Genomic DNA, 26,694 nt, shown 5'->3' with positions numbered 1-26,694 from the left:
CACGCCCGTTCCGGCTGGTCAGGGGCTGGTTTCCGTCGTGTGTGACGCAGGTGACGCAGCGTTCCCCTACTTAGGAAAAGAGAGGGGGTGGTGTCTGTTGTTGTGCGCGGCTCAGGACGTGAAGAAGGAGCCGCTGCGCGGCACGTCCTTGGGGCGGTGCTGCGCACCGAACAGCAAGAGGAGCACCTGCCGTGGCGTCGCCCCGGGTGCTCTTCTTGCTGTTGTGCGGTGACTTGGCGCTTAGAACGCGGTCTCCTGCTGCTGCCCGGGTGCCGGGGCGGGCTCGGTGAGTTCGATGTAGCGGGCCTCGCGGGTGCGTCCCCAGTCCACGTTCAGGCCGCGGGCGGCGAGGGTGGGCTGAAGGCGCTTGAGCCGGTCGGAGAGCACTTTGCCGGTGGTCGGCCACCCCTTGGGCAGCGGCCGGCACTCCTCCCCGCTGTAGAGACGGGTGAGCAGGTGCAGCCATTCCGCGGATGTCATGCGCTCCTGTGCCCCGGCGGGCATGCCGGCGGCGTACTCGAGCACGGTCTGCGCGAGCAGATCCCCTTCGATCACGTCGTCGTTCAGGTCGTCGAGCCCGGCCCGGTAGGCGGGCAGTGCGCCAAGGCCCATCGCGATGTCGAGTTGCGCGCACAGGTGCGCGAAGTCCGCCATGCGCAGGTCTGTCGGCGTCTCCGCGTCGGCGGCGCGGACCTTGACTGCCAGGTCGAGCAGGGAGCCGAGCATGATGGGCAGGACTTCGGCGTACTCCGTCCACAACTCCGCTTCCGTGCGGCGGACCTTGGGCCGTTCCAGGCGGAGCGGCAGGAGCCGTTCGGCGAGGTCGGGGCGGATGACGCCGACGTCGATGCCGGTCAGGAGTAGGGGGCGGCGGTAGCGGGCACGGAAGACGTCTCCGTCGGTGAACAGGGCGCGCTTGACGGACTCGGCTCCGGTGACGATGCAGCACATGGCATCGGACAGGTCCGGGGTCATGTGGGAGAGGTTGTCCAGCGCGGTGACCCATCCCGCGGCGACCGCAGCGATGAGGTTGTCCTCGTCTTTCGGTGCCCGGCGCAGGTCCCCGGTCATGCCTTCGATGAGCCGGATCAGCATGCGTCCGCCGGTGGACTTCCCCGCCCCTTGTGGGCCGGTGAGGAAGGGTGCGGGGACGGGCACGGAGGGTTCCAGGCAGCCGATCAGCCAGGCCATGGCCAGGCACTCGGTTTCGGCGCCTGCGAAGTTGCAGAGCCGAAACAGCAGGTCGATGCCTTTGCCGTTGGTGTCCTTGGCGGGCAGGGGGAGTTCGCCGGTGAGCTGGGTGCGGCGCCAGCACGCTTCCTGCGGGTCGGGGACGGCGATGTCCCAGCCGGTGGGGTGGATGCGGACGGACTGCCCGTCATCGCGCCCCAGGTCCAACCAGGTGGCCCCGTCGAATCCGGGGGCGACACGGATGTGCACAGGCTGGACGTTCTCGGTGAGTGCGAGTGCCTCGATCAAGTCGAGTGCCTCCTTCATCGCGGTGCCGTTGAACATGCCGATGCCGTCTTTGAACAGGCCGACCATGAGTTCTTGGCGGTGGCTTCCGGTGGTGCCCTGCGAGCGAATCGGGCGCGCCACGGGGTGGCCCTTGCGCTGGGCGTAGACGGTTCCTTCGGCGGTGCGGAAGTAGCGGAAGCGCTCTTGCGCGTAGTCCGCGATGACCTTCCGGGCCGGATTCTTGTCGTCGTCTTCCATGCTCAAAGTCCCAACCGCGTGCGTGCGTTGGCCCACGCGTCGGTGCAGTGCCGGGGGCTCTCGCCCTTGGTCTGAGCGGCGGTGAACAGGCGGGCGATGTGGTCCTCGGTGAGGCAGCCGCACCGGCCATGCGTGGAGAGCACGGCCAGGAACGTCACGTAGACGGCGTTGTGCACGCCGCCTGCCGCGTCGGTGATGCGCTGCTCTGCCATGGCGATGCCGCGCTCCAAGTAGGCGGGCGTGCGATGACGGCACTCCCCATCCACAGACCGTGCGGGCATGCCGATGGCCTGCGATGCGGTCATGGCCGTGGTGGGTTCCTTCACGGTCAGCGCGCGTACGACGTCCGGCAGCGCAGTCATGGCGCCGCTACCTGCTCCGAGCCAACGGGCGTAGGCCATCGTGGACTTGATGTCTACGCCGGGCCGCACTGCGTTCGCGGACTGTATGGCCCCCTGGTAGACCCAGTGTTCGCCCCGGGTGGTGGGCACCGTTCGCGTGGCAGGCAGGTTCTCGTGTGCCCACCGGATCGCGTCGATGTCGTCCAGGTCCACGACCGTCAGTCCGGCCCCGGCAGGGTGGTAGGCGATGGCCTGAGCCTCTCGCCAGGCGGCAGCCCAGGCAGGCGAAGTGAGCACGTTCACGTCGACCGTGGCGGCTGCCCAGCCATGGCAGGGCGCCGGGCAGGTGCAGGGGCCGGGCGTCTTCATGTTCGGCCGACCACCACAGGCGTTCCTGGCGCAGTCTGAGCAATTCCCGAACGGCACCTTGCCCTTCCGCAGGGGCAGTGCGGGCAGGCCGCTGGACGCGAGACGGAGGGCACTGTGCTGGTGCTCGTTCGCGGGTTGGGTCATGCTGAATTCCTCCAGTTCGTTAGAGAGGGCTGGATATCGAGGGCGGCCCTTGGCTTTGGCGAGACGCGGGCCGCCCTTGGCCTGTCAGTTGTGCAGGTGGGTGTGGTTGCGGGCGAAGGCGCCCTTGGTGTGGCTGCTCACGTGGGTGTTCTTGGTGACCGGCCCGGTGTAGACGTGCTTGGAGACGCTGCGCTTGGCGCGGGAGAACGCAGCGCCGATGGACAGCGCGGCGAACGCGAGGCCGCAGAAGAGCACGCCCATGAACACGACTCCGGTGATGGTCATGGCGGCGAATCCCTGCAGCGCGAGCCAGATCCCGCAGCCCACCCCGGTGGCGCCGGCGCCGATCCCGATGGAGGCGACCGCGGTCCCGGCGGCCCAGGCGGGCACGATGCGCCGGTCGTCCTGATGCACCGGGGCGGCGTCACCGAACGGCGGGGGTGTGGTGTCGTCCCGGTATGAGGTCGGCACCGGGCGCGGGGGTGGGGTGGGTCGGTAGAGGGAGTCGATGATGCGCTTCGCTTCGGCGTTGGCTTCGGCGTCGCTCATGCGGGGCCACCAGTCGGCGGCCGGAGTGTTGAGGTCGCTCACGGCAGGTACTTCCTTCCGTGCAGTCAGCCGATGTTGCGCGCGGCGTCGATGAGGGCCTGTATCGCGGTGCGGATCGCGGCGGCGGCTCCGGTGTCGGCGGTGAAGAACCCGAACAGGAACACCCCGAGTCCGGCGAAGGCGCCGACGTGGCGGGAGCGGATGAGGATGGCCGTCCAGAGCCCGGTCAGGGCAACGGCGGACAGGGTGATGAACACGAGCAGCCTCCGGGGAGATGGCCGGCGGGCAGCGCCCGCGTCTGGGGTGCTGCCCGCCGATGGCTTGTCGCGTTGCTTGTCGTCTGACTTGTCGTGCGGCTTGTCGCTTGTCTTGTCTTGTCGCTTGTCGCCTCCCAGGTCAAACACCGTTTCCGACCCCACGCGACACCCCAGGAGGGGTCTCTGTGCACGGCGGGCGACAAGCGACAAGTGCTAGCCACCGGGCGGGGGTTCGGGGGCGTGGTCGCGGTGGACGTAGCGGGCTTTGGTGCCCTCTCCGACCCGGAGCGCGGTGCCGTCCTCCACCCATGCCTTGAGCCAGCCGACAACCGTCTGCCGGTTCGTGCCGTGCTCCTCCGCGAGGGCGCGGGCGATCGCGGAAGCCCCGGTGCCCTCCGCCCCCGCCGCGTACAGCGCGGCGAGTGCGGCCCGCTGTGCGGGGCTGTCCTGCTCGACCTGTCCGCGCAGCGCGGACAGGTTCAACCCCGGTGCGGGCGGCGGCTGGTCAGGGTCGGGTGCGGTGGCGAACTGAGCGTCGATCTCCTTGCGGAACCGGCGCAGCAGCTCATCCTCCGAAGACCCCTGCCGGTGCGCCGACAGGTTCAACCCGCCCGCCGAACCCGCCGCAGCAGGATCGGCGTCACCGCTATCAGGGGTGAGGTCGCGCATCCATGCGGTGCGCTCCGTATCCCAGCGCCGCGCGTAGTCCGGACCTGCGGCCTTGGCGGAGATGGCATCGAGGCGCGGGTGCCGCTCGGAGGTAGCGACGGTGATGTCGCGGATCTGGCTGGGCTTGATCCGCCACGCCTTGAACAGCGCCCCCGGTGATTCGGGGGTGCCCATGAACCCGGCGCCCTTGAACGGGGCTTGGTCCACGCGCAGGCCCCGGCGGCCGGGGAACATCTTGGACAGGTCCATGCCCTCGGTCTCCCCGCCGGTCAGCGCGACCCGGACCTTGGCTTCCCGGCGGATGAGGAGATTGCCGAGGATGCTGCCGGTCGCCCCGAGGGCGGTGATGACCGTGCGCCCGCCCATGGCGCGCTGCATGCGGATGAACTCGTAGATCCGCTTGGCGAGTTCCTTCATCTGCCGGTCGGTGCTGGTCAGGATCTCCGCGCCCTCGTCGATGACGAGCATGATCTGCGGGATCTTCGCGCTCACCGGGAGCAGGTCTGTGTCGTGCTGGGACAACAGTTCCTGGTAGGCGCGCTTGCGGTGCAGCCCGATCGCGATCGCCGCATCGAGCATCAGCAGGGCTTCCTCGTACGTGCCGGCAAGCCAGTCGACCCCTGGCCGCACCGGCTTGCCGTCCTGCCCGGTCAGTTCGCCGTTCAGGGCGGGCAGGACCCAGGGCAGCCCGGCCGATCCGGCGTTGAGGTCGATGACCCAGGGCAGCACATCCACGGTGCGGGCGAACCCGGCGAGGATCGTGTGGACCATGTTGGTCTTGCCCGATCCGGTCGGGCCGACCACGAGGGCGCACTGCTCGCGCAGGAACGCGGGCACGGCGTCGCCGTTGGTGCGAAAGCCCCAGGGGATGCCGGTCAGGAGTGACAGGGGGCCGTAGTCCTCGGGGTAGGTGCGGGCTTCGGCGAGGACGTTGCAGGTGGTGACGTCCATGATGGTGCGGCCCTGGTGGATGCCGGGCCCGGCCGATGCGGTGCAGCCGTGGGGCAGTCCCGCGTCCGCGGACAGGGCCGGGCTGTGCTGGGCGATGCGGTCGAAGGTGATGCCGCCCTGGGGTTCCAGGTCGAGGGAGTAGCCGGTGCCGGTCTCCCACATCTCCACCGCGAGCACTTTCACGGTGATGTTGCAGATTCGCTGGATCCGCTCCACCCAGGCTGCGGCGATCGCCCGCCGCTCCGCAGACAGCTCCAGGGCGACCTGGCGCTCAGCTGCGGCGATCGCTTCGTCCTCGCGGGCCTCTTCATACAGGGCCACGGAGCGGGCCCCGGCGCCGATACCCACGCCGATGGTCGCGAGGGAACCCAGTGCGGCCCAGGAGAGGGGGCCGGTGGTCATGGCCCAGGTGGTCCAGCCCGCGCCGACCAGCCAGGAGGCGGCCTTGAAGGCGAGGGTGCGGCCCGCATTGCGGACCTTCAGCCCGGCCACGGTGTGACCGAGGGCGCCGGCCGCCCCGACCGCGAGGGCCCAGGCGGGCGGCATGGCGGTGGCGGCTCCGGTGGTGGCGACGGCGAGGGCTCCGGTGGTCGCGGACAGAGCACCGGTCACGGGTCCGTGACCGGCGCTCCAGTCCAGCACCGGGCCGCTCGCCTGATTCTTCTTGGCGGTAGCGGCAGCGCTCATGTCAGACGTTCCAACCCTTCTCGGCTTCCGGGCCGTTGCGGGGGTCCTCGTGCCGGGCGATGTCCTGCTCGTGGGCCTGCCGGAACAGCGGACCCATGTCTTCCGCGACCGCGACCGCGCTCATCAGGGCGCCGAAGATGTCGTTGAAGCCGTCCGCGACTTCCTTCTCCAGCGGAAACTCCGAGTCGGAGCGCTCCGCGAGGGTCTTCATCACGTTCGCCACCGACGTGATCGCGGCGGGCAGGCTCTCGACCATGGCCAGGATCTCCATGGCGCTCTCGGGGTCATAGGACTGTGCTGCCTGCTCCATCTCGGCAGCGTGCTCTTCGAACTGGAACCCAGACACGTGCTCTCCCTCACTGCTCGATGTGGTGGTGCTCTGATCCGGGACGGGCACGGCCGGGCGCTGCACCCGGTCCCCCAGCCCGCCCGTGACGTCCTTGGCCGCTTCCTCGTCGGCTGCGGCCTCTGCCTGGTCCTTGACGTCGTTGATGGCTGTGTCGCGGTCCTCGCGCTGGGCGCGGGCGGTCGCGGTGATGCGGCGGAACAACCGGCGGCCGGGGTGGATGAGGGCGCGGATGCCCAACTTGCGGCCCAGCCAGGTCGATACGACCCCGAGCAGCCCCACCGGCAGAGCCAGCAGCGCGGCCAGGGCTCGACGGCCGTGGAAGCGCGCGGCGGAGCGACGCAGGGCCTTGCGGGCGGCCTGCCGGGCCGGGGCTTTGCGGACGTTGGAGCGCTGACCGGCCACCTTGCCCGCGGTACTCGCGTCGCGCCGGGCACGGTTCTTCGCGATCGCTACATCTCGCATCGCACGCGCCTTACGGCCGCGCCCCCGAGCATCCGGCCGGTCAGACCGCCCGGCTGCGACCGCGCCTTGCCCAGCCCAGCGCGCTTGTTCCCGCTGGTCTGGGGCTTGTTGAGCTTCGGGGTGTTACGTCGGGCATCCGCGACCGCCCGCCGGGCCGCTGCGGTCTGCGCCCGCTTCTGACCGCGCGTACCGCCTGCGGCCTTCTGCCCGGCCCGCAGCGCCTTGACCTGACCCACCCTGCCCGCAGCCCCAGCCAGGGAACTGCGGCCGGACTTGAGCCCGGCGGGCTTGTTCAGGGAGGCCGTCCCGCTGCGGTGCTTGCCCGCACCGTGACGGCCCAGCCCGGCAGCGCTGCGGCCGTTGCCCGCACTGCCCCTGCCACGCGTCTGCCCGGGCATCCGGCCCGCGCCGCCTGCCGTGCGGCGGCCGGCCGAACCAGCGCTACGGGCCGCGGGGGTGAGTCCGCTTGAACGGTGCAGGGCTGCGTGCTGACGGCCCGCCGTACGGGCTGCGGTACGCCGCGCGGCCCGCTTGGGCCGGGGGTTGCGGGAGCGGTGCGAGGCGACCGTGCCAAGCACCACCGCGCCGGTAGCAGCCACCGCGGCGGCGATCGGCCCACCGGCCAGACCGGCCGCAGCCACCATGGACACGGTCGAGTTCGCCCCGGAGAACGCCAACGGCACCACGGGCCAGCCGCCCGGTGTGTGCTCTACCTCGGTCTTTGTGCCTGCCGTGTCCACAGGCTGTGGAGTCGGAGGGTCGGTAGCGGCGGGGGCCACTACCGCTTCCATGTGGGTGTCGGTCATGCTGAGTGCACTCCTTTTGGAGGAGGAGCAGGGCCCGAACGCGCTGGTGAGAAGGTGGCGTTCGGGCCCTGCGCATGAGTGGGAAACGCGCTGTTCAGGCGAGGGGATGGGCGGGGTGGGCGGCAGCGATCTCCTGCCAGCGACGGGACTCCGCCGCATCCACGTTCTCCACCCGGACGGAGAAGGCACAGCCCTCAGCCGGGCAGCGGTGCAGTGTCCCCGCCCGGGCCTGCGTGAGCTGCGACAGCATCGACATCCCGGAGGAAACAACTCCCAGCCCGCACGGGATGACCAGGCTGATCGGGACTCCGTAGGAGTCCAGCCGCACGCTGATCCACACAGCCAGCGTGAACGTGATGAGGACCATGACGCCCTCGAAGATGCGACGTCGGTTCGTGCTCTGTGCCATGAGGAAACTCCCAGTTCAGTGAGGGGATTTCAGGCGGTGCACTGTTCGTCGGCGCACAGCACGCACATGCCGAGCGAGGTCGGGATGCAGTAGCTGTAGGCGACTTGGCAGACCGGACAGGTGCGACGGGCGAGCATCGCCAGCGCGAGCGCACCCCACTTGCGCGAGGTCATCGGCCGCACCGGCTTCGCCCGCGCGATGTCGTACAGGTAGGCGACCCGCGGGCCGCCCTGGCGGCGGTTGATCCGCATGGTCTGCGCGACAATCAACTGACCGCCGGGCCGCAGCCCCATCGCCCGTAACTGACGCCGGGTGGCGAGGCCTTCGGGTGCCATGCGCCAGGGGTATGTCGGTATGCCGTAGCGGAGCCTGAGCGGGTCGTAGCACTTGGCGTAGGCGGTGGGCATCAGCACTCATCCCCCGCCCACCGCGATCAGCGAGGGGCCTTCGCCCTCCTTGGCCAAGCGCTGATAGACGTTGTGAACGTGGGTGGTGGAACGGGTGGACTTGCGGGCCGCATCTCGGATCGAGACGCCGTTCACCCAGCACTCCCGGATGGCCTCGAACGCTTCCTGGGTGGACAGTCGGGGCTCAGGTTCGGCTTCCGAGCTGTTCACGGTGGACAGCGGGGGAACGCTCGGGGCGTACACCTCGCGTCCACCGCAGATGACCAGCGGCAACGCGTTCTGGGACGGCACCTCGACCGGCTTCGGTCGCGGCCTGTCATCAGGGGTGAACAGGGGCTGCGCCTGCGGGGCGTTCACCGCTGTGTGGCCGGTGTCCACCTGAACGCGCAGCACGTCGATCCGCTTCAGGATCGCGCGCCGATAGAACGTGATCGCCTCCGCCAGGAGGATCAGTAGTAGGGGTGGAATCGAGTGGAGCACCAACCCGGCCGGGTCGATGTCACGCGGCATCCCGAACGGTGACCCGGCCGGCCACAGCGAGGCCCAGCAGTTCATCAGCCACGTGCCGAGTCCGGCGAACCAGCGCAGCACTGTTGCCCACCCTGAAGGGCGCACGCCGTGCTCGGCCAGGCGGCCGTCCACGATGAGGACCGCGCCAAGGGCGACCGCGACCATCGGGTCCAACAGCCACGCGATCGCCGGATGGATGTGATGGTCGATCGCGAACAGCGTCACGTTCGTTGCGGTGAACGCCAGCGCCACGACCGCGACGCCGACCAGCACTCGCGTCAGCCCGGTCTGGAGTCGCTGAAGCTCTTCGATCTGCCGCTGGGGCAAACTCTGGCGGCTCATTCGTCCACCACCAGCCGAGCTGCATCGTCAACGACCAGCCCTTCAGGCAGCGCGTCGTAGCCGACCAGCCGCACGCCTACCCCAGCGAAGCTGCCCTCAGCCTGGAGGCACCAGCTACGCGAAGCACCGTGCCCCTGCGCGTGAATGTCCACCGCGCCCGGAGCGAGACGCAACGCCTGACGCCACGTCTCGAAGTCGGACAGGCTGTAATGGAAGGACAGCTCCACACGATCCGGATAGACGGTGGAGACAGCGATGTATCCGGCCGGCAGGTGCGGGAACTTCGCGGTCAAGGCGTCTACTACGTCAACCGCCGGGGCCAGCGCAGCCATCGTCAGCGCACTCACGCGGCCACCCCCGTCCCGCTCTCGCAACCGCGAACCCGACGGGCCGGTGCCCGGCGAGTAGAACGCCGCACAGGCCTACGCGGCGCCAGCGGGGCCCCGCGCAGCAGCGCCTCCGCGATCGCCGCAGCCTCCGGGTCAGTGACCCGCAGACCGGCGAGCACATCGCGCGCCACATCAAGGCGCGCCATCCGCTCGAACTTGCCTTCCCGCTTGGGGCCCGCAAACAGCTCCCAATCGAACCCCAGGGCCAGCTCCGCGAACTCCCTCGCGGTAACAGCCACATGACCAGCAACGATGCACTTCATGGGTCGTACTCCTCTCAGACAGGAACGGCCCAAACAGCGGCCCCGGTGCTCGAACACCGGGGCCGCACGCCGTTGGAACCAGGAACATCCGGCTCCCCCCAGCCCCGCCCGTACGACCACGCGGGCCGGACGGGCGGAGGAGGCAACCGGCCGATCGCACTCAGTGCGGCGGCGAGGTGAGGTAGTGCTCTGTCTCCTTCAGGCACGGCGGGCCCCCTGTCAGGGAGAGCCGTCATGCCTGGCGAAGGCGTATGGAGACGTGACCTTTCGGTCTAAGCCCTCCGGTTGACAAGGCGCCGGGAAACCTCGGCCCGCTCTGTCCCGGGCCCCTTGGTCGTGCGGTGGTGCAGACGTTCACGAGATGAGGAACATGTATTACGTGTTCCTCATCATGCTGAGAGAGATTCGCCCCGTCAAGCCCTTCGGCTCTTCGGCTCTGCGAGTCCCTCGCGCTTGCTGTGCTTACAGACTGGCCTCACCAGCGAAGACGTTCGACACCGCACATGTACGACTTGGGTCGCACTTCGCTACGGTGAAGTCGTACCAAGTCGTCCCAAGCAGAGGGTGGTTGGTGTGGCGAACGAGCGGCTACGTGGCGCGATCGTGGACTTGGGCATGACGTTCGATGAAGTCGCAGAACGCCTGGGTGTGTCGGCCAAGACGGTCGAACGCTGGATCAACGACCCGGAGCGGAAGCCCTACCGGCGATTCCAGTACGCGACGGCTTCGCTGTTGAAATGCGAGGTGTCGTACCTCTGGCCGGATGAGCGGACCTCAGCGGAGGTCACAGCCTCTGGCAACGCCGAGTTGGTGAAGCTCTATCCGCACCGCTCCGTCGTGATGCAGAGCCTGTGGCCGAAGCTCTACGGCCAAGCAACGCGGCAGTTCGACGTGTTGGTGTACTCCGGGTTCTGGCTGACCGAAGATCCGGCCTTCCTTCGCATCGTGAAGGAGAAGTCAGCAAACGGGGTGCCGATCCGGTTCATGCTCGGTGACCCGCTAAGCCAGGCCGTGGCCGTGCGAGGGGAGGACGAGGGAATCGGCGAAGCGATGGCAGGAAAGATCCGGAACGCGCTCCTGAACTACCGATCGATCTTCGGGCTTCCCGGGGTGGAGTTCCGCCTGCACGGCACCACGCTCTACAACTCGATCTACCGTGCCGATGACGAGATGCTGGCCAACGGCCATCTCTACGGCGTCGGCGCGTACATGGCTCCCGTCCTGCACCTGCAACGCGTGCCCGGCGGTGAACTCTTCGACGCATACGCTGAGAGCGTCGAACGGGTGTGGGAGTCGGCCCGCCCCATCTCGTCACCCACCGATTGGGAAGGCACCCAGGCATGAGCCGAATCGACTACTACCGAGACCTCAACGCCCCCAAGGCCAACTCTGTCGTTCCCTCGGTCACTGCAGTGGTCTGCGACGACGCCGGAAGGGTCCTGCTTATCCACAAGACCGACAACGACCTGTGGGCACTGCCTGGAGGTGGTCACGACATCGGCGAGAGCGTCGGTGACACGGTCGTCCGCGAGGTGATGGAAGAGACGGGTATTGCCGTCGACATCGACAACATCGTGGGGCTCTACACCGACCCCCAGCACGTCATGGCGTACGACGACGGAGAGGTGCGTCAGCAGTTCTCCATCTGCTTCCGAGCCCACCCCACGGGTGGCTCACTGCAGACAAGCAGCGAGTCAAAGGAGGTCCGCTGGATCAATCCAGCGGACCTCGATGGCCTCGACATTCACCCGTCGATGCGGCTGCGCATTGAGCATGGCTTGGACAGCTCACGCCAGGAGCCGTACATCGGCTGAGAGCGCAGATCACGCGTGAGCTAGTCGGTCCTCCACTCGCTGTGCGGCAGCGTGAATCTCCGGTGCCGCACGTTGGATGAACCGGCCGACGATGGTGTCCGGCCCATATCGCTGCACGATCTCGTCGAGCCGTTCGGCCGGCGTGGTATGCCCGCCGTTCGGCGTGGTCGTCATGTCGCAGAACAACAGCGCGTCGACCAGCTCCGGGCGCTCAAGCTCGAACTCGCTCTCCAACTCCGACCGGAGACCACGTTCCTCAGCTTCGAGCAGGGCACAGGAGTGATGGGCCACGAGGCGGATGACCCGCTCGTCTGCCCCCTCCTGGTCGCGGAGGAATCGGGCCCCATCGAGCGGATGAAAGCCGGTGGTCGCGATCGCGGGCGAGTAACCGATGTCGTGCAAGACCGCGGCTACTTCGAGCAGCTCCGCATCGTCCCCGAGGATCGGCCCCAGGGCGCGGGCGCGCTTGGCGACCCCGAGAGAGTGCGACCACCTACGCGGCAGGGGTTCGGCCAGAAGTGATTCGGAAAGCGCGTACGCCCACTCAGTCAGTCCCATGGCGGCCAAGGCTACGGCCGACCGCTGGAAACCGGGAGAGCGCGAACGGTGCGCCCCTTGCCATGGACGGTGGCTAGCAGGCCAGTTCCCTCCATCTGGGCAAGGCCGCGCCGCACGGCAGTACGGGATACACCGAACCGCTCGCAGAGCTTGGCCTCGGACGGATACGTATCCCCGATCACGAGCGAGTCCTCTTCGATCACCGCAATCATGCGATCCACGAGCGGGCGCCGGTCACCACCCCGAGAGACCCGCCACCCCACCCCAGGGGCGGACTCAAGGACACCTTCGGTTTCCAGGGCCTTGAGAGCCCGGCGAATTGTGTTGCGCGCGACCCCGTGCGTACGTACAAGGTCAGCCTCGGACGGCAGATCGTCGACGATCTCGCCCTCTTCGATTCCCTTCCGAAGGGCCTCCGAGATCACCAGGTAGGTTCCGCGCGGACTGGCCTCCGACACTTGAGCTCCTCTCGTGTCTCTCCGTTGCTCGCTGCCAAGAGTCCCACGATCCCGTGGGGCTATCTCAGTCGGTGGCACGGTTCAATCCGGCAGGCTCAAGAGCTTGCGCGCTTCCCGCGTGAAGGAGCTCCTAGCCGCCGCATCAGCATCTCGGGCTGCTTGGTAGGACTGCGCACACGCAGGTATGTCGCCCTCTGCCCGGACGGCCTCAGACCAGGAGATTGCCGACGTGAGTACCCTGCTCCCTGTCGCCGACAGAGTCGAAGTCGCCAACGATAGGCCGGTGGGACCCCATAGCTGCAAGGTCCACGCTATCTCCGCGATCTCAAGATGCCGCGCCATAAGATCCTCCCGAACATCCCGGGATAACTGCTGCCCAGCGGTGAGTCCGGCCCCGTTCTTGTAGAGCTCGAAGGCGAACGACGCATGCCGTCGAGCAAGTTCGCTACAGAGCTGCGTGCGTTGCTCACGGACCCAATGCGTGTGTTCCGCTGCTGACTGGTGGCTGACTTGTGCCTGCGCTGCTTCGATCGTCTTCTGAGCGCCAACGCGAGCCCCATACGCGGTAGCTAGACCTCCGATGCCAGCTCCGACGAGTCCAGCGATTCCCGCGACCACTCCTGCGATCCCCTGATCCATTGCTGCATTCTGAGGGTTCCAGGCCGTAGCGTCAGGCGGTTCGTGGAGCAAGCTGCGCTGACTCACTCCGTCTCAGTTTCCGTCTCATTCAGCTCCGTACGCCGCCGTTCATGACCGTTCAGGTAGGGGTCGCGAGGGCTCCGCAGAACCGGCTTGAACGCAGGTGAACACAGCTGAATTGTGCCCTGACCTGCACCAACAGACTTGGAAAGCGTGTTGGGGGCAACCCCTCACGAGTTCGAATCTCGTATCCTCCGCCAGTGCCTCACCGGGCACTAACGTCGAAGGGCCCCACTGTTCGCAGTGGGGCCCTTCGACGTTGGCCGAGTGCTCAGGATCCGTGCGCGCTGGTCGGCATGGACCGGCCGAAGTACTGGTACGGGTCCTGCGACAGGCCCGCGGTGGCCGCCGAGAAGCTGACCGCGTGGGTGGTGGTCACGACGTCGGCGGAGCCGCGCAGGCTCCACACCGCGCCGTTGCTCGTGTTCTCCATCGGGGCGCCGACTGCCAGGTCGGCGTGGCCGTCGCGGTTGGTGTCGGCGAGGTGGGTGGCGGATCCGAAGCGGTCGTACGCCTCGTTCGCGCCCGGCACGCCCTCGGTGTCCTGGTGCACGACCTTCGATCCGGTGCCGGTGAGCCCGTCGGCCGAGCCGCGCAGGATGGTGACCGAGCCGGCGTTGGCCACCGAACCGACGGTCTCGAACTCGGCGCCCACGGCGACGTCGTCGTATCCGTCGCCGTCCATGTCGCCCGCCGTGACGCCTTCTCCGAAGAAGTCCGAGGACTCGGTGGCGCCGGGGACGCCCGGGCTGTCCTGGGTGAGCATGCGCCGCGCGGCGGCGCGAAGGCCCTCGGCGCCGCCCGCGTAGGCCGTGACCGCGTTGTTGTCGGGGGAGCCGAGGAGCAGGTCGTCGCGGCCGTCGTTGTCGAAGTCGCCCGTGGCGGCCACGTGCGCGTCGCCGCGCAGGACCGTGTACGCGTCGCCCGCCCCCGGGTGGACGAGAGCGGCGCCGCCGAACTCGCCGTCCCCCTCGTAGCGGCCGCCGACGACGAGGTCGTCCGCGCCGTTGCCGTCGAAGTCCCCGGCCGTCAGGGAGCGGTAGTAGTCCGTGCCGTCCGGGACGATGGCGGTGCTCAGCTGACGGTGGGACGCGGCGCCCGACTTCGCGACACCGCTGAAGATCCATACGTTGTTGTCGCTGGTGCCGACGGCCAGCTCGGGGTGCCCGTCGCCGTCGAAGTCACCGACGGCGAGGGCGTTGCCGAACTCGTCGTGGGCGGCGGGTGCCGGGTCGGGGAGGGTGGTGCCGCCGCTGAGTCCGGACGTCGAACCCCACAGGACGGCGACGGTGCCGCCGTCCGCGTCGCCGTCGACATCTTCCAGCGCGGTGCCGGTGACGACGTCGGTGTAGCCGTCGCCGTTCAGGTCGCCGGTGGCGAGCGCCGAGCCGAACCGGTCGTCCGCCTCCGCGGCGCCCGGCACCCCGGCCGAGTTCTGCGAGACGATCTGCGTACGTCCGGCCGATATGCCGTCGGCCGAGCCGGTGTTCACGACGACCGCGCCGGCGCCCTTGACGCCCGACACCGTGGCCTCCGAGGCGGTGACGAGGTCGCCGTAGCCGTCACCGTTCACGTCGCTCTGGCCGCTGGGGACGGCGGAAGGTGCGGCATGGGCGGGTGCCGCGGCGAGCAGCCCGGCGGCGATGGCGGCCGCGGCAAGAGCAGGGGCAGTGCGGGAGAGATAGCGCATGGTGCCTTTCTTTACCTGTGGGCGAACCGGCCCCATCTCACTGCTGCGGGACCAGTGAGAACACGACACACAGCAGAACCGAATGGTTGTACGGGAGCGCCCTGCTCCGGGCCGCTCCGCGCATCTCATTTGTGCAGCCTGCTGCACAAATTGGCAATGCAGGTTGATGAAGTCCGAAATGGGCAAATTTCGGCCTCTGTTGGCGATTGGTCGAGCCAGGCTCACTACGAGTCGGGCGCCGCACGGACGGCGCTCGCAGCCTGGACTACGAGAGAGACCGCAGTGACAACCGAGAGCTTTCTGGCCGACACCGCGACCGGCCTGCCCATCCCGGACGATGCCGTGTTCGCCTCCGCCGACGACGAGCGGCGCCACCGCAAGCAGCGGCTTGCCGCCGCGATGCGGCTGTTCGGCAAGGCGGGGTACGCCGAGGGGATATCCGGCCACATCTCCGTGCGGGACCCCGAGCACCTCGACCGGTTCTGGGTGAACCCCTTCGGGCTCTCCTTCAACCAGGTCAAGGTCAGGGACCTGATCTGCGTGGACGCCACCGGCCGTGTGGTCGAGGGGACGGGGAAGGTCAATCCGTCCGCCTTCACCATCCACTCCAAGATCCACGAGCGGCCCGAGGCGGACGCCATCGCACACGGTCACACCGTCCACGCCCGCGCCCTCGGCTCCCTGGAGCGCCTGCTCGAACCGCTCGACCAGGAGTCCTGCGCGTTCTACGAGAACCAGGTCCTGTACGGCGACTACGACGGCCCGGCCATCGCGATCGAGCACGGCGAGGAGATCGCCCGCCGGCTCGGTGACAAGCGGGCCCTGCTCCTTCGCCACCACGGTCTGCTCACGGTCGGCGGCAGCATCGAGGAGGCCGTGCACTGGTTCTTCACCTACGAGGCGTGCGCCCAGGTCCAGCTCGCCGCGCTCGCCGCGGGCACCCCGAAGCCCATGACCCACGAGCAGGCGCTGGCCGCCCGTGACGGGTTCGGCGACGACCAGCTCGGCCGCTTCAGCTTCCAGATCATGTGGGACGAGATCACCGCCGAGCAGCCCGAACTGCTCGAAGAGCAGTGAGACAGGAGAGGCGAGAGGGTTCGTCATGAGCGCCCAACCCACTTCCGCCAAGCGCGAGATGGCCAAGGCCGTCGTCATCGTCGCCCTGGTCCAGTTCGTCGTCGGCGGCTGGTTCTCCTGGACGGCCTCGCGTTCGGAGCCCACCCATGTGCCCGTCGCGGTCGTCGCCGGCAGTACGCAGCAGAAGCAGCTCGACTCGCTGCTCACGGCCAACGGCGGCGACTTCGACACCCGTCACGTCAAAGACGTCGACGAGGCCGCGGAAATGCTGCGCGACCGCGAGGTCTACGGCGCCTTCGTCCAGGACGACTCCGCCGGTCACGGCTGGCGCCTGAAGGTGGCCTCGGCCGCCTCCCCGGCGGTCGCCGCCGCGCTGTCCGGGCAGCTGGCCGAGCTGACCGGAACCTCGCAGCTCATCGAGGAGGCCGTACCCGTCAGCGGCAGCGATCCGCACGGCTCCGGCATGACCATGGGCTTCTTCCCGCTGATCGTCACCGCGGTGATCATCGCGCTGCTGCTCGTCCTCAAGGTGTCCGAGGCCCGGCTGCGGCTGATCGGAGTCGTCGCGTTCGCCGCGGTCTCCGGGCTGCTGAGCTCGCTGATGCTGACCGTCGTCTCCGACGTGCTGCCCGGCTCCTTCCTGACCAACGCCGCCGCCATCTTCCTTCTGGAGCTGGGCATGGCGGGCTTCATCACCGGGCTCGGCGCCCTGGTGGGACCCGGCGGGATCGCCGTGGGAGCAGTCGTCATGTTCCTGGTCGGCAATCCCCTTTCCGGCATCGCCGCGGGCCCCGACCTGCTGCCCGGCCCGCTCGGCCGCGTCGGCCAGCTGCTGCCGCCGGGTGCGGCGGGCTCGTTCATCCGCGCCGAAGGCTCCTTCGCCGGTACGGGCAGCGGCGGGCCCCTCGCCGTACTCCTCGGGTGGGCCGTCGTGGCCCTGGCCCTGCTGGCGCTCGCCGTGGTCAAGGGGCGGCGCAGGCGGCCGGAAGACGCCCGCGTACTCCAGAACGTCTGACGAGAGACCAGAGAGACCTCCCATGGACGACCCCATGAATGACATGAACAACCTGAGTGACATCAATGATCCGGACGCGATCGATGACATAGCCGTCATCGGCGGCGGCGCGGCAGCCGTGGCCGTGCTCGACCGGCTCGCCCGCCTGCCGGAAGCCGGCCGCGGCCGCGTGGTCGTGTTCGAGCCCGACCCCGCCCGGCTGTGGCGCGGGCGTGCCTATCGGCGCGACACCGATTCCGTCCTGGTCAACATCCTGCCCGCGGAGATGTCGGCCACCGCCGGCGACCCGGGCGCGTTCACCGACTGGCTCAAGCGCACGCAATCCCCGTACGGGAAGGGCAGTTGGGACGAGGACGGGCACTTTCCGCCCCGGCACGTCTTCGGCTCCTATCTGGCGCACACCGCCGAACAGGCCATCTCCTCCCTGTCGTTGCGCGGCAGGCCCGTCAATGTCGTGCACCGCCAGGTCATCGGCGTACGGGATCTGAATCCCTTGCTGGAGATCACCGACGACAGCGGGGACACCCGGCTGTTCGGTCGCGTCATCTGTGCCGTCGGGCCCGGAATCCCCGCCGACCACTACGAGTTGGCCGGTGAGGAGGGGTTCCTGCCCGATCCCTATCCGCTGGCCGACACCCTCTCCCCCATCCCCGCCGACGCGGCGGTGGCGGTCATCGGCACCGGTCTTGCCGCCGTCGACGCGGTGGTCTCCCTGCACCGCGCCGGGCACACCGGGCCGATCGTCATGGCCTCCCGCAACGGCTGCCTCCCCGCGATCCGGCAGCGGCCGGTGCACCCCGAGATACGCCACTTCACCCCGGCCCGGGTCCATGCGCTCGCCGATGCCGATGCCAACGGCACCCTGGGTCTTGAGCAGTTGGCGGCCCTGCTCTCCGAAGAGCTGCACGCGCACGGCGCCGACCCCGCGGTGGCCTTCGACGAGCTGATGTCGGCCGAGCGCGAAGAGCCGCTGGCCCGGCTGCGTCGCCAGCACCAGCAGCTCGACCACCCCGACACCGGCATGCGCGTCATGCAGGAAGCCGTGCCCACGACCGGCCCGGACGCCTTCCCCCGGCTGCACCCGGCGGCGCAGGACTACATCCGCGAGAACCTCTACCGCGGCATCATGTCGCTCTGCTGCCCCATGCCCCCGGAGAACGCCCGCATCCTGCTCGACCTGGCCGACCGGGGCCAACTGCACATCGAACGCGGCCTGCACACGGTCAAGCCGCGCGAGGGCGGCGGCTTCCTGCTCGGCGCGGACAGCTCCGCCGAGGCCGACTGGGTCATCAACGCCGTCTCCGCCCCGGCCCACCGCATCCCGGACGCCGCGCGCGGCGTGTTCACCTCCCTGACTCAAGCGGAGCAGGCCGAATACCACCGGGCGGGCGGGGTGAGCGTCGAGCCGGCCACCTCCCGGGTCACCGTCGACGCACGTCCCGACAGCCGGCTGTACGCGATCGGGGATGTCGCCGGAGGCACCTTGTTCTTCACCTCCGGCATGCCGTCGATCGTCGACCGGGCCGTTGATGTCGTCGACGCCGTCCGCAGCACAAGCGAGAGGGGCTGATCACCATGAACTCGACCGTCATGAACCGCCGTTCGCTGCTTCAGCACGCCGCCGTCGGGGCGGCCGCCGTCGCCGGGGTCACCGCCGTGACCGCTGTGGCCACCGCGTCCGAGACACCCGGGCCGGCCGAGGCCGCCGCCGGTGGGCCGGACCCGGCCGCCCCGTTCGACGAGGTCTACAAGGGCCGCCGCATCGAGGGGAAGCCCGTCGCGGAGGGCGGCCATGCCCACCACGGGCCCGCGCCCGCCATGGCCCGCACCTCGGCCTCGGTGCGGCAGGCCGCGGCCCAGCAGGCCTTCTCGCCCGCCCCGCCGGTCGAGATCAAGATCGACGGCAGGGTGCTGCACGTCATGCGGCGCGCCGACGGCACGTACATGAGCCTGCTCAACCACTACGAGTCGTTCCCGACCGCCCGCGCCTGCGCCCAGGCCGCGGTCAACAACCTGGGGCCCAACTCGCAGGTGGCGCTGGGCAATATCCACGGCTGACCGGCCCGCCCTCAATAAACCCGCAGCGACACCCGCAGGAGCACCCTCTTCGTGCACGTACGCAAGAACTGCAAGGACCTGACCGCCGGCGAGCAGAAGCGCTTCGTCGACGCCGTCCTCGAAGTGAAACGCAAGGGCGTCTACGACGACTACGTCCGCACCCATGCCCACTACTTCGTCGCCGACGGCGAGGGCGGCAAGCGCTTCGGCCATATGAGCCCCAGCTTTCTGCCCTGGCACCGCGCCATGCTCATCAGCTTCGAGAACGAGCTGCGCAAGGTCGACGACCAGGTCACGCTCCCGTACTGGGACTGGACCTCGGAGCAGTCGACCAACCAACTGCCCTGGACCGCCGACTTCCTGGGCGGCAACGGCCGCACCGGTGACTTCCAGGTCACCGAGGGGCGCTTCGCCCACCGGCTCGGCCAGTGGGACATCAACGTCCAGGTCACCAACGACCCGTTCCTCATGCGGAACTTCGGCGGCTGGAACGACGGAGTGACGCTGCCCAGCCGGGCGGATCTGGAGGAAGCGCTCTCCGATCCGCGCTACGACACCTATCCGTACGACTCCACCGCGACCACCGCCGGCTTCCGCAACAAGCTGGAGGGCTGGACGGTCGGCGCGGACGTGGGCTGGAAGCTGCACAACCGCGTCCACGCCTGGGCCGGCGGCCAGATGACCGGGGGCAGTTCCCCGAACGACCCGGTCTTCTGGCTCCACCACTGCTTCATCGACCTGATCTGGACGCGGTGGCAGGCCCGGCACAAGGACGTGCCGCAGTACCTGCCCGAGAAGCCGATCGCGGCCGGTGACAGCCAGTTCGGGCGGGTGCTTTCGCTCGACGACACGCTCACGCCGTGGGAGTTCACGCCGCGGCAGCTGCTCGATCACTCCGGGTTCTACGCGTACGCCTGAGCCCTCAGACCTCCCCGTTCACGGGGCGGCGCCCCTGCGGCCAGTCGGGGACAGCAGGCCGCAGGGGCGATCAACTCACCCCATTCATCCGTAACTTCAGCAAGGAGCTGATCCGTCATGCGCAAAATCCTGGCACCCGCGCTCGCCCTCACCGCCGCCGTCGCCCTCGCGGGCCCGGCCTTCGCCGACTCTCCCGCCCCCGCTCCCGCCCGTACCGCGGTGGAGGACACCCGCAGCGAGCTGCCCGCCTTCGCCGGTCACGCGTACCGCCTGGAGGTCGACAACGGCGTCGTCTTCCGCAACAGCTACTCCGCCGACGGCGCCAAGCTGCACTGGGAGGCCCTGGAAGGCCCGATGAAGGGCAACAGCGGCAACCAGGACCTGGCCGTCAAGAAGGTCAACGACGGCGTGTACCACGTCAATTGGGTCGAGGAGTCCGGCATGACCGTCTCGCACGTCATGGACCTCAACTCCAAGACCGTCTCCGTGTACTGGACGTACGTCGACGGGCAGGGCAAGCGGGTCGGCGAGCTGCACACCGCCTCCCTCACCCGCATCGCCTGACCTGACCTGACACAGGTGCTGCCACCGGGCCGGCCCTCGCAAGGGCCGGCCCGGCCTCGTTCCCACCCCCCTGACCAAGGAGCCTCGTGGCCGCCCCCGCAGCTACCCGCCCCCCGCACCCGCCGCAGCACCCTCCCGCCGAGCCCGCCACACCCGCCGAGCACAGCCTCAAGCCCCAACTGGCCTCCCGTCACCTGACGATGCTCGCCCTCGGCGGTGTCATCGGGGCCGGTCTCTTCGTCGGCTCGGGGCAGGGGCTCGCCCTCGCCGGGCCCGCCGTGCTCGTCTCCTATCTGGTCGCCGCGCTCATCGCGCTCGCCATCATGCGGATGCTCGGCGAACTGGCCGCCGCCCTGCCGGTGTCCGGGTCGTTCTCCGTCTACGCCGACAAGGCGCTCGGGCCGTGGGCCGGGTTCACCACCGGGTGGCTCTACTGGTGGATCACGTCCATCGCCATCGCCGTGGAGGCCATGGCGGCTGCGGGCATCGTCCACCAGTGGATACCGGGCCTGCCCAACTGGGTTGCCGCGCTTGCCTTCATGGCCCTGTTCACCGGGCTGAACACACTGTCGGTGAAGATGTTCGGGGAGGCGGAGTTCTGGTTCGCCTCCCTCAAGGTCGCCGCAGTCATCGCGTTCATCGCGCTCGGCGCCGCCGCGCTGTTCGGCTGGCTGCCCGGTACGCCCTCGCCCGGCACCGCCCATCTGACCGGCCACGGCGGCTTCGCCCCGCACGGCACGGGCGGCATCCTCGCGGCGCTGCTCGCCGTGATCTTCGCCTTCGGCGGCATGGAGGTCATCGCCATGGCCGCCGCCGAGTCCGCCGACCCGGCGCTCGCCGTCTCGCGCGCCGTCCGCTCCGCGATCTGGCGGATCGCCCTGTTCTACATCGGCTCGGTCGCCGTCCTGGCCGCGCTGCTGCCCTGGACCGCGGCCGAACCCGGGCGCAGCCCCTACCCGTTGGTGCTCGAACGGCTCGGCATCCCCGCCGCCGGCACCGTCACCGAGGCCGTCATCCTCGTCGCGCTCCTCTCCGCCCTGAACGCCAATCTGTACGGCACCTCCCGGATGCTGCACTCCCTCGCCCTGCGCCGCGACGCCCCGGCGGCCCTCGCCCCCGTCAGCTCCAAGGGCGCCCCGCGCCGGGCGGTGCTCGCCTCCGCCGCCCTCGGTTTCCTGTGCATCCCGCTGGAGGCGGTGCGGCCCGGAGCCGTACTCCCGGTCCTCGCCGAGGCCATGGGCGGCGCCATGCTCTTCATGTGGCTGACGGTCGCCGCCTCCCACCTGGTCCTGCGCCGCCGCCTGGAGCGCACCGAACCCGAGCGCCTGGTCCTGCGCACCCCCGGCTTCCCCGGCATCACCCTCGCGGTGATCGTCGTCCTCGTGGCCGTGATCGCCGCGATGGCCCTGGACCCGTCCGCGCGCGGCCAGATCCTCGGCTCCGGCCTGCTCGCCGGCGCGCTCGCGGCAGTGGGCCACCTACGGCGACGTACCGCCTGACCGGCATGACGTACCGCCTGACCGGCATGGCGTACCGCGTGTCCGGCCTCGTTCGCAGGCTCTCAGAGGGCGATCCGCTCCCCCGCGCCGCCCTGCGCCGCCTCCGCCGCGGCGATGAGATAGCCGAGCTGCGCCCGCGACCGCGACCCCAACTGCTGGGAGATCCGGGCCACATGACCGGCCACGGTCCGCCGCGACACCCCGAGCCGGCGGGCGATCGCGTCATCGGTGTGCCCGGACACGAGGAGCCGCATGACGGCCCGCTCCACCTCGTCCACGATCACCGGCTCCCGCGAGCGGACGGCCTGCGCCGAGACCGGGGTGCCGCGCTGCCAGGCCTCTTCGAATACGCAGACGAGGAAGGCCACGATGCCCGGGTGGGTGATCTCCACCGCGCCCGCGTACGGCGAACTGTCGCTGTGCACCAGGTACGCGCTCGACCGGTCGCACAGCAGCAGCCGCCCGATCACCTGGTCCACGGTGCGCACCTGCCCGCCCGCGTCCTCGACCTGGGCGATGTGCCGCCGCAGCCGGGCGTTCGTCTGTGCCGCGTGCGGATACAGCGTGCGGTGGGTGACGCCCGGTTGCACGAGGCGCGGGTCCTCCAGGTCGAAGGCGTTCCGTTCGCCGAGGGGCTGGATCGTCGCGAGCTCGCTGCGGCAGGAGCGCACCGCCCGCTCCAGCGTCGGCATGACCGCGCCCTCGCCGTCGATCCGGGCCACGCTGGAGCGGGACTCGCGGACCGCCGCCCGGTACATCGCCTGCACGGACGAGAAGTCCGAGCGGGCGCGCTGCACCCGCTGGCGGCCGAGCCTGATCTCGTCCTCGTACGGCTGAAGGAGCTCGTCCAGTGCCACGTCCGGTGCCACCGGCACCACGAGCCTCGGGTCGTCCGGCGGCTCGGTCACCAGGCCCAGCTCGAGCAGGCACCTGGGGGCCTGGTTCAGCGGCATACAGCCCTTGATCACCGCATAGCGATAGCGCGCGAGGCCCTGCGCGCACACCGTGGACGGCACCGTCGACGGATCTTCGGCGCATGGGCAATTAGGGGTCCCCCCGGACGTCCGGTCAACGGTCCGGTCATCCCTTTCATGATCCAGCATTTCATGATTATGCACGCCATTCCAAAGGAAATCGCCCGACTGCACCCATAGCCTGACGGCGCAGGCGGCCACATCCGCCTGGGAATCCCAGGGAATACCAGGGAATCGCAGAATCGCAGGAGAGGACCCCCATGACCCTGAGTGGCACCACCGTGCTCATCACCGGCGCCGGATCCGGCATCGGCCTGGCGACGGCACGGCTCGCGGCCGAGCGCGGCGCCCATGTCGTGCTCACCGACCGCAACGAGGACGCCGTGCGGCAGGCCGCCGAGAACATCGGGGGCACGGCCGAGTACCGCGTACTCGATGTCACGGACCCCGAGTCCATCGCCGCGGCCGTGGGTTCGCTCGCGCGCGTGGACCACCTGTTCACCTGTGCCGCGGGCGTCACCACCGGCCCGTTCGACGAGCTCGACGAGGTCGCCTTCCGGCGCTTCTTCGAGATCAAGTGGTGGGGGCAGTACCGCCTGTTGAAGGCGACCCTGCCGCTCATCCCGCGCGAGACCGGGTCCGTGACCCTCATGTCCGGCTACCTCTACCGCAAGCCCGAGCTCGGCTTCTCCGCCTTCGCCGCGGTCAACGGCGCCGTCGAGGGCCTGGTCAAGTCCCTCACCCACGAGCTCGCCCCGCTGCGCGTCAACGCCCTGGCCCCCGGCCCGGTCGACACGCACGCGGCCCGCATGCCGGCGCAGGAGCACGCCGAGTACCGGGACTCGGTCGCGCGCAGGCTGCCCGTCGCCCGCCCGGGAGAGGCCGACGAACTCGCGCACGCCGCCCTGTTCCTGATGGAGAACACCTTCACGGCGGGCATCACCCTCGACACCGACGGAGGCATCCGGTGACCACCGCGCAGCACCCGGCGACGACCGCCACGCAGACTCTCGGCGCCCTTCTCGACGAGTGGCAGGCCCGCTTCAACCGGCCCTCCCCCGAGGGGACCGTCGCGCTCTTCACCGAAGACGCCCTGTTCCAGGGCCTGTTCCCGGATCCGGTCACCGGCCCCGAGGCCATCCTCGGCTACTACCGGAAGGTCCCGGAGGGCACCCGGGCCGTCGCCCGCGTCCTGCACGCCTACCAAGGAGGCGAGGACTGGATCGGCGGCCTGGCGCAGGTCGTGTTCCACCAGCACGACGGCGACATACCGGTACGGCTGTCCGTGGTCGCCGTCCGTACCGGTGAGGACGGCCATGAGGGCGGCTGGCGCATCCGCCAGTACCACGTGTCGCGCGTCTGAACGCGTCGTACAAACGCGTCTGTACGCGTCGCACAATCGCGTCGCCTTGCACGCACGAGGGCCCCGACCGGATTCCGGTCGGGGCCCCCGCCTACCCGGTGCGCTCAGTCGGCCGCCGGCAACATCCGCTTCGCCATCTCCTCGATCAACTCGTCGACGGCGTACGGCTCAAGGAGCTCCGGCACCGTCAGATCGTCCACGATCAGTCCGACCATGGCGAAGTACAGCAGCACGACGCTGATGCGGTCGCCGGGCAGCCCCGCCCCCAGATGGAAGCTGATGTTCCCGTCGAGCTGACCGGCGAAGAACCGGGTGAGCTCGGCGCTCAGTTCCGGGCGCCGGGTGGCTTCCAGACGCAGCTCCATCAAGGCCAGCCAGCTGCTGCGGTCGGCGCGCATCCGGGCGAGGAGCTGCTTGAGGAGGGTGGCGACCAGCTCGACGGACGGCTTCTCGCTCATGGTGTCGGCCAGTTGGGATTCGTCCGGGGTGAGCCGCTCCTGGATACGCTGCATGACCTGGGCCAGCAACTCGGCACGGTTGGCGAAGTAGTTGGTCGTGGTCCCCTTGGGAACCTCGGCCTGAGTATCGACCGCGCGCAGGGTGAGGCCGCGTGAGCCTTCGCGGGCGAGCACCTCGATCGCGCCGTCGAGGAGGGCGGCCCGTCGTGCCGGGTTCTGTCGCATGGGGGGAGCGGTCCTCTCGTGTCTTCGGTTCTGCGCCACCGCACGTATACGCCACCGCACGTATGCGTTTGCGCCACCTCGGGTGCGGCACTAGGCTTCTAAGCACTGTAGTTGCAGTACTAAGCACTAACCACTGCAGGCAGAGTGCATCGGTGATGAGCATAGCCGCTGCACGGCTGCTCCAGAGGGGACACCCATGCGCAACCTCGTGTACTACATCGCCGTCTCCATCGACGGACAGATCGCGGGCCCCGACGGCTCCGACCCCACCTCGGGCCCCGACGCCTTCTGGCCGATCGCCGAGGACTACGTACAGCACCTCGCCACCGAGTACCCGGAAACCCTGCCCGCCCCGGCGCGCGCCGCGCTCGGCATCACCGCGGAGGGCACCCGCTTCGACACGGTCCTCGAGGGCCGCAGGACGTACCAGAACGGCCTGGACGCCGGAGTCACCGACGCCTACCCGCACCTGCGGCACCTGGTCTTCTCGCAGAGCCTCACCGAGAGCCCCGACCCCGGCATCGAGCTGGTCAACGGCGACGCCCTGGCCAAGGTGCGGGAGCTCAAGCAGGAGGACGGCAAGGACATCTGGCTGATGGGCGGGGGCGAGCTGGCCGGTGCGCTCTACTCGGAGATCGACCAGGTGATCGTCAAGCTGGCCCCGATGACGATCGGCTCCGGGATCCCGCTCTTCGCGCAGAAGACGCCGTTCGGTCCGGCCCAGTTCACCCTCACCGACCACAAGGTCCTTGGCAGTGGCACGATCTTCCTGACCTATACGAAGAAGAAGAGCGCGCCCACGCGGTAGGGCGCGCCGCACCAAGGGAACTCCATGACCACGGCACGACCCGGCGCGCTGACCGCCGAGACCCTGGCGGCGGGCTGGCGCGAGGCCGGCGTCGAGGAGGGTATGGCGCTGATCGTGCACTCGTCGCTGTCCGGCCTTGGGCGCGTCGAGGGCGGCGCCACGGCCGTGGTGGAGAGCCTGCGCACGGCGGTCGGCGAGGCGGGCACGGTGGCCGTGCCCGCCTTCACCTGGCAGGTCACGGACCCCGACCCGGAGTGGGTGGGGGTTCCGGACGAGGCGGTGGAGAAGCGGCGCGCGGCCGTGCCCCTCTTCCACCCCGGCCTGGAGACCACCAGCATGGGCGCGATCGCCGAGGCGCTGCGCACGCTCCCCGAGGCCGTCCGCAGTGCGCACCCGCAGGCCTCGGTCGCCGCGGTCGGGGCGCGGGCCGAGGAGATCACCGAGCGGCAGACGCTCGGCTGGGCGATCGGCCGGGAGTCGCCGTTCGGGCGGCTGCACGATCTGGACGGGCACATCCTGCTCGTGGGGGTCGGGCACGACCGCAATACGTTCCTGCACTACGCGGAGACGCTGACGCCCCGGCCGCGGCGCAAGGTCCGCCGCTTCCCGATGCTGGTCGACGGCGAGCGGGTCTGGATCGAGACGCCCGACATCGGCAATGACAACGGCACCTACTTCCCGCTCGTGGGGCGGGAGTTCGAGGAGGCGGCCGGGATCCGGCCCGTCCTGGTGGGGAACGCGGAGTGCCGGCTGATTCCGGTGCGGCCGCTGGTGGAGTTCGCGGTACGCCGCCTCACCGAGCTGCTCGACGCCGCGTGATCGGCGTACGTACCGACGTACGTACCGACACACGCGGCCATGCACGCAGCCACGCACGTTCCGACGTAAGTACCGAC

At 69.6% G+C, this 26,694-nt stretch carries 30 protein-coding genes; 13 read left to right on the top strand and 17 right to left on the bottom strand.

Annotation, left to right across the window (positions count from 1 at the left end; all coding sequences use genetic code 11):
• Window positions 1-240 precede the first annotated feature (240 nt).
• From OG430_RS26025 to OG430_RS25970, 12 genes are all read right to left on the bottom strand, one after another.
• Window positions 241-1,716: an ATP-binding protein gene (locus tag OG430_RS26025; protein WP_327355020.1), complete on the bottom strand. Its 1,476-nt coding sequence runs from the start codon at window positions 1,714-1,716 to the stop codon at window positions 241-243.
• A 2-nt stretch (window positions 1,717-1,718) separates the two neighbouring features.
• The gene (locus tag OG430_RS26020; RefSeq protein WP_327355019.1) at window positions 1,719-2,570 is read right to left on the bottom strand and encodes a DNA primase; all 852 of its coding nucleotides are present in this window, start codon (window positions 2,568-2,570) and stop codon (window positions 1,719-1,721) included.
• Window positions 2,571-2,654: 84 nt separating this feature from the next.
• On the bottom strand, window positions 2,655-3,161 hold the full coding sequence (locus OG430_RS26015; protein WP_327355018.1) for a hypothetical protein: 507 nt from the start codon (window positions 3,159-3,161) through the stop codon (window positions 2,655-2,657).
• Window positions 3,162-3,184: 23 nt separating this feature from the next.
• Entirely contained in the window at window positions 3,185-3,376 is a 192-nt protein-coding gene (locus OG430_RS26010) for a hypothetical protein (protein WP_327355017.1), read from the bottom strand.
• A gap of 213 nt (window positions 3,377-3,589) precedes the next feature.
• Window positions 3,590-5,683, bottom strand: coding sequence for a hypothetical protein (locus tag OG430_RS26005; RefSeq protein ID WP_327355016.1), 2,094 nt, complete (start codon window positions 5,681-5,683; stop codon window positions 3,590-3,592).
• A 1-nt stretch (window position 5,684) separates the two neighbouring features.
• Complete coding sequence (locus tag OG430_RS26000; RefSeq protein WP_327355015.1) at window positions 5,685-6,494, bottom strand: hypothetical protein; 810 nt, start codon at window positions 6,492-6,494, stop codon at window positions 5,685-5,687.
• Window positions 6,482-7,300, bottom strand: a complete 819-nt coding sequence (locus OG430_RS25995; RefSeq protein WP_327355014.1) for a hypothetical protein — start codon at window positions 7,298-7,300, stop codon at window positions 6,482-6,484. The genes OG430_RS26000 and OG430_RS25995 overlap by 13 nt, the downstream gene beginning before the upstream one ends.
• A 94-nt stretch (window positions 7,301-7,394) precedes the next feature.
• Window positions 7,395-7,709, bottom strand: a complete 315-nt coding sequence (locus OG430_RS25990; protein ID WP_327355013.1) for a hypothetical protein — start codon at window positions 7,707-7,709, stop codon at window positions 7,395-7,397.
• A 29-nt stretch (window positions 7,710-7,738) separates the two neighbouring features.
• Window positions 7,739-8,116: an RRQRL motif-containing zinc-binding protein gene (locus tag OG430_RS25985; RefSeq protein ID WP_327355012.1), complete on the bottom strand. Its 378-nt coding sequence runs from the start codon at window positions 8,114-8,116 to the stop codon at window positions 7,739-7,741.
• Window positions 8,117-8,122: 6 nt separating this feature from the next.
• Window positions 8,123-8,968, bottom strand: coding sequence for a hypothetical protein (locus tag OG430_RS25980; protein WP_327355011.1), 846 nt, complete (start codon window positions 8,966-8,968; stop codon window positions 8,123-8,125).
• The gene (locus OG430_RS25975; RefSeq protein ID WP_327355010.1) at window positions 8,965-9,315 is read right to left on the bottom strand and encodes a hypothetical protein; all 351 of its coding nucleotides are present in this window, start codon (window positions 9,313-9,315) and stop codon (window positions 8,965-8,967) included. The genes OG430_RS25980 and OG430_RS25975 overlap by 4 nt, the downstream gene beginning before the upstream one ends.
• Window positions 9,312-9,620, bottom strand: a complete 309-nt coding sequence (locus OG430_RS25970; RefSeq protein ID WP_327355009.1) for a hypothetical protein — start codon at window positions 9,618-9,620, stop codon at window positions 9,312-9,314. The genes OG430_RS25975 and OG430_RS25970 overlap by 4 nt, the downstream gene beginning before the upstream one ends.
• A gap of 573 nt (window positions 9,621-10,193) precedes the next feature.
• On the opposite strand from OG430_RS25970, the gene OG430_RS25965 reads away from it, so the two are divergent.
• Window positions 10,194-10,964: a helix-turn-helix domain-containing protein gene (locus OG430_RS25965; protein ID WP_327355008.1), complete on the top strand. Its 771-nt coding sequence runs from the start codon at window positions 10,194-10,196 to the stop codon at window positions 10,962-10,964.
• Window positions 10,961-11,434 (top strand): NUDIX hydrolase, encoded by a 474-nt coding sequence (locus OG430_RS25960; protein WP_327355007.1) that lies wholly within the window; start codon window positions 10,961-10,963, stop codon window positions 11,432-11,434. Before OG430_RS25965 ends, OG430_RS25960 begins: the two co-directional genes overlap by 4 nt.
• Window positions 11,435-11,443: 9 nt before the next feature.
• Here the strand turns inward: OG430_RS25960 and OG430_RS25955 are convergent, their stop codons facing one another.
• From OG430_RS25955 to OG430_RS25945, 3 genes are all read right to left on the bottom strand, one after another.
• Window positions 11,444-11,992: an HD domain-containing protein gene (locus OG430_RS25955; protein ID WP_327355006.1), complete on the bottom strand. Its 549-nt coding sequence runs from the start codon at window positions 11,990-11,992 to the stop codon at window positions 11,444-11,446.
• A gap of 11 nt (window positions 11,993-12,003) precedes the next feature.
• On the bottom strand, window positions 12,004-12,450 hold the full coding sequence (locus OG430_RS25950) for a GntR family transcriptional regulator (RefSeq protein ID WP_327355005.1): 447 nt from the start codon (window positions 12,448-12,450) through the stop codon (window positions 12,004-12,006).
• 970 nt (window positions 12,451-13,420) lie between these two features.
• Complete coding sequence (locus OG430_RS25945; protein ID WP_327355004.1) at window positions 13,421-14,839, bottom strand: FG-GAP and VCBS repeat-containing protein; 1,419 nt, start codon at window positions 14,837-14,839, stop codon at window positions 13,421-13,423.
• Window positions 14,840-15,121: 282 nt separating this feature from the next.
• Here OG430_RS25945 and OG430_RS25940 point away from each other — a divergent pair, with 282 nt between their 5' ends.
• The 7 genes from OG430_RS25940 (at window position 15,122) to OG430_RS25910 (ending at window position 21,970) form a co-directional block, all read left to right on the top strand.
• A complete protein-coding gene (locus tag OG430_RS25940; protein WP_327355003.1) occupies window positions 15,122-15,916 on the top strand; it encodes a class II aldolase/adducin family protein in 795 nt (264 codons plus the stop codon).
• A 25-nt stretch (window positions 15,917-15,941) separates the two neighbouring features.
• Window positions 15,942-16,931: a hypothetical protein gene (locus OG430_RS25935; protein ID WP_327355002.1), complete on the top strand. Its 990-nt coding sequence runs from the start codon at window positions 15,942-15,944 to the stop codon at window positions 16,929-16,931.
• Between the two features lie 34 nt (window positions 16,932-16,965).
• Entirely contained in the window at window positions 16,966-18,501 is a 1,536-nt protein-coding gene (locus OG430_RS25930; RefSeq protein ID WP_327355001.1) for an FAD/NAD(P)-binding protein, read from the top strand.
• Between the two features lie 5 nt (window positions 18,502-18,506).
• Complete coding sequence (locus tag OG430_RS25925; protein WP_327355000.1) at window positions 18,507-18,989, top strand: tyrosinase family oxidase copper chaperone; 483 nt, start codon at window positions 18,507-18,509, stop codon at window positions 18,987-18,989.
• Between the two features lie 51 nt (window positions 18,990-19,040).
• Window positions 19,041-19,907: a tyrosinase family protein gene (locus OG430_RS25920; protein ID WP_327354999.1), complete on the top strand. Its 867-nt coding sequence runs from the start codon at window positions 19,041-19,043 to the stop codon at window positions 19,905-19,907.
• Between the two features lie 117 nt (window positions 19,908-20,024).
• The gene (locus OG430_RS25915; RefSeq protein ID WP_327354998.1) at window positions 20,025-20,471 is read left to right on the top strand and encodes a MoaF-related domain-containing protein; all 447 of its coding nucleotides are present in this window, start codon (window positions 20,025-20,027) and stop codon (window positions 20,469-20,471) included.
• An 86-nt stretch (window positions 20,472-20,557) separates the two neighbouring features.
• On the top strand, window positions 20,558-21,970 hold the full coding sequence (locus OG430_RS25910; protein ID WP_327354997.1) for an amino acid permease: 1,413 nt from the start codon (window positions 20,558-20,560) through the stop codon (window positions 21,968-21,970).
• A 62-nt stretch (window positions 21,971-22,032) separates the two neighbouring features.
• Here OG430_RS25910 and OG430_RS25905 read toward each other — a convergent pair whose 3' ends face one another.
• Window positions 22,033-22,986 carry a helix-turn-helix transcriptional regulator gene (locus OG430_RS25905; RefSeq protein WP_327354996.1) on the bottom strand — a complete coding sequence of 318 codons (954 nt, stop codon included), beginning with the start codon at window positions 22,984-22,986 and terminating at the stop codon, window positions 22,033-22,035.
• 218 nt (window positions 22,987-23,204) lie between these two features.
• Here OG430_RS25905 and OG430_RS25900 point away from each other — a divergent pair, with 218 nt between their 5' ends.
• Both OG430_RS25900 and OG430_RS25895 read left to right on the top strand, forming a co-directional pair.
• On the top strand, window positions 23,205-23,915 hold the full coding sequence (locus OG430_RS25900) for an SDR family NAD(P)-dependent oxidoreductase (protein WP_327354995.1): 711 nt from the start codon (window positions 23,205-23,207) through the stop codon (window positions 23,913-23,915).
• Window positions 23,912-24,307 carry a nuclear transport factor 2 family protein gene (locus tag OG430_RS25895; RefSeq protein ID WP_327354994.1) on the top strand — a complete coding sequence of 132 codons (396 nt, stop codon included), beginning with the start codon at window positions 23,912-23,914 and terminating at the stop codon, window positions 24,305-24,307. The genes OG430_RS25900 and OG430_RS25895 overlap by 4 nt, the downstream gene beginning before the upstream one ends.
• A gap of 104 nt (window positions 24,308-24,411) precedes the next feature.
• Here the strand turns inward: OG430_RS25895 and OG430_RS25890 are convergent, their stop codons facing one another.
• Complete coding sequence (locus OG430_RS25890) at window positions 24,412-24,990, bottom strand: TetR/AcrR family transcriptional regulator (RefSeq protein WP_327354993.1); 579 nt, start codon at window positions 24,988-24,990, stop codon at window positions 24,412-24,414.
• 196 nt (window positions 24,991-25,186) lie between these two features.
• On the opposite strand from OG430_RS25890, the gene OG430_RS25885 reads away from it, so the two are divergent.
• Together OG430_RS25885 and OG430_RS25880 are read left to right on the top strand one after the other, a co-directional pair.
• Entirely contained in the window at window positions 25,187-25,798 is a 612-nt protein-coding gene (locus OG430_RS25885; protein WP_327354992.1) for a dihydrofolate reductase family protein, read from the top strand.
• A gap of 24 nt (window positions 25,799-25,822) precedes the next feature.
• Window positions 25,823-26,617: an aminoglycoside N(3)-acetyltransferase gene (locus tag OG430_RS25880; protein ID WP_327354991.1), complete on the top strand. Its 795-nt coding sequence runs from the start codon at window positions 25,823-25,825 to the stop codon at window positions 26,615-26,617.
• Window positions 26,618-26,694 lie beyond the last annotated feature (77 nt).

Source organism: Streptomyces sp. NBC_01304, from assembly GCF_035975855.1.
Taxonomy (GTDB): Bacteria; Actinomycetota; Actinomycetes; order Streptomycetales; family Streptomycetaceae; genus Streptomyces.
Note: the sequence above shows the minus strand (reverse complement) of the source record. Positions and strands in the feature narration are given on the sequence as shown.